Source organism: Phytoactinopolyspora halotolerans, from assembly GCF_010550675.1.
In the GTDB taxonomy this organism is placed as follows: Bacteria; Actinomycetota; Actinomycetes; order Jiangellales; family Jiangellaceae; genus Phytoactinopolyspora; species Phytoactinopolyspora halotolerans.
On sequence record NZ_JAAGOA010000054.1, the window covers coordinates 1 to 1,452 of the forward strand.

1 protein-coding gene is annotated in these 1,452 nt (G+C 63.6%); it reads right to left on the reverse strand.

The genetic code is table 11. The features are described from left to right. Window positions 1-1,349, reverse strand: a 1,349-nt coding sequence (locus tag G1H10_RS32040) for an ISL3 family transposase (RefSeq protein WP_163745348.1), incomplete at its 3' end; no start/stop codon positions are given. Window positions 1,350-1,452: the final 103 nt, after the last annotated feature.

A 1,452-nucleotide genomic window follows, 5' to 3' on the forward strand; every position in this document is an offset into this window, starting at 1 on the left:
CGGGTCTTCGGATTCTGGCGGGGTGCTGGGTTCATCGGACGACGATGGAGCCCAGCACTCGCCAGTTGGGTTTGCCGGCGTAGAGCAGGGCGCGGACTCGGTAGTTGCGGAAGTTGCGGAACCCGTAGCCGATGCGTTTGATCCGCTTGATCAGATTGTTCAGCGCCTCGGTGGGGCCGTTGCTGATGCGGGCGATGTGGAAGTTGCAGATCTTGTCGAACCACTTGTGCAGGGTCCGGCCCAGTTTGCGTAGTTCGGCCGGCATCGCGGGGCCGCTGGCAGTGTTCGATCAGCTGGGTGAGCATCGCTTGGGCGGTGTTGATGTCGGTGCAGCGGTAGAACTCACGTAGGCGTTCCTTGACTCGGTAGGCGATCGCGACCTCACCATGGGGATCGCCGAGTTCGAGCAGTGAGTTGAGTCGTTGCTGGGCGGCTTCGTTGAGGCGTTCCTCGCCGGTGAGTAACGCGCGGCGCACCCGGTAGAGCGGATCGTCGCGGCGCCCGCGGTGGCCGGTGTGCTCGCGTTGCACCCGGCGCCGGACCTCGTCGAGGGCACGGTTGGCGAGCTGGACACAGTGAAAGGCATCAACGACCTGGCGGGCCTTGGGCAGGGTCACGGAGTAGACCGCGGCATAGACGTTGGACATGTCCAGTGCGCCGAAGCGGATCTTGCCTTTCCATGAGCCTGGCTGGTTATGCACCCAGCGGGCGACGTCTTTGAAGTCGCGGGTGGGCAAGATCTCCAGGATCTGATGGTTCGCCACGTCAGCGACCGTGGTGACGTACTGACGACAGCGTTGGGTGCGTAGTTTCACAAACGACGTCTCGTCCAAACCGATAGCCGTGGTCAACGTCAGGCGTTTGGTGTCGGCCTGCAGCAGCGCTTCACCGTAGGTGGTGACCGCGTCGTTGATCGTGTGCCAGTCACAGCCCAGCTCCCGGGCCACATCGGACACCGCCCGGCCCCGGCCGACCTGCTCGGTAGCCCACTTCGCGCACCGCGTGGTCAGCCGACAGTTCTTCGCCGCGATCCGATGATCGCCCGATGTCCATGACCGGCGATGACAACGCTCGTGCGGGCACCGCAGACGGTGTTTGCGCCACGCCAGCACCATCGGCGTGCCGAACACCGGCAGATCCACATAACGCACCACGGGACGGTCCTTGACCTGAGCCTGAGCACCGCACGACGGGCAAAACCGCGTGACCTCGACCTGCTCGATCAACAGTTCCACATCAGGCCCGCAGCGCTGATACGCCAGCACCTGAACGTTCTTCAGGCCCACCAACGCCTGCACGATCCGACTAGACTCAGACACGACGAAGGTGTCACGGTACTTGTTCTTCACACATCAAAGACTGCGGCACCTTCGTCCCCGATCCGCACAAGCCACGCAGGACACAAAGAAGGCCGCCCCGAAGGACGGCCTCCCCGCTGAGATCCGAAGACCC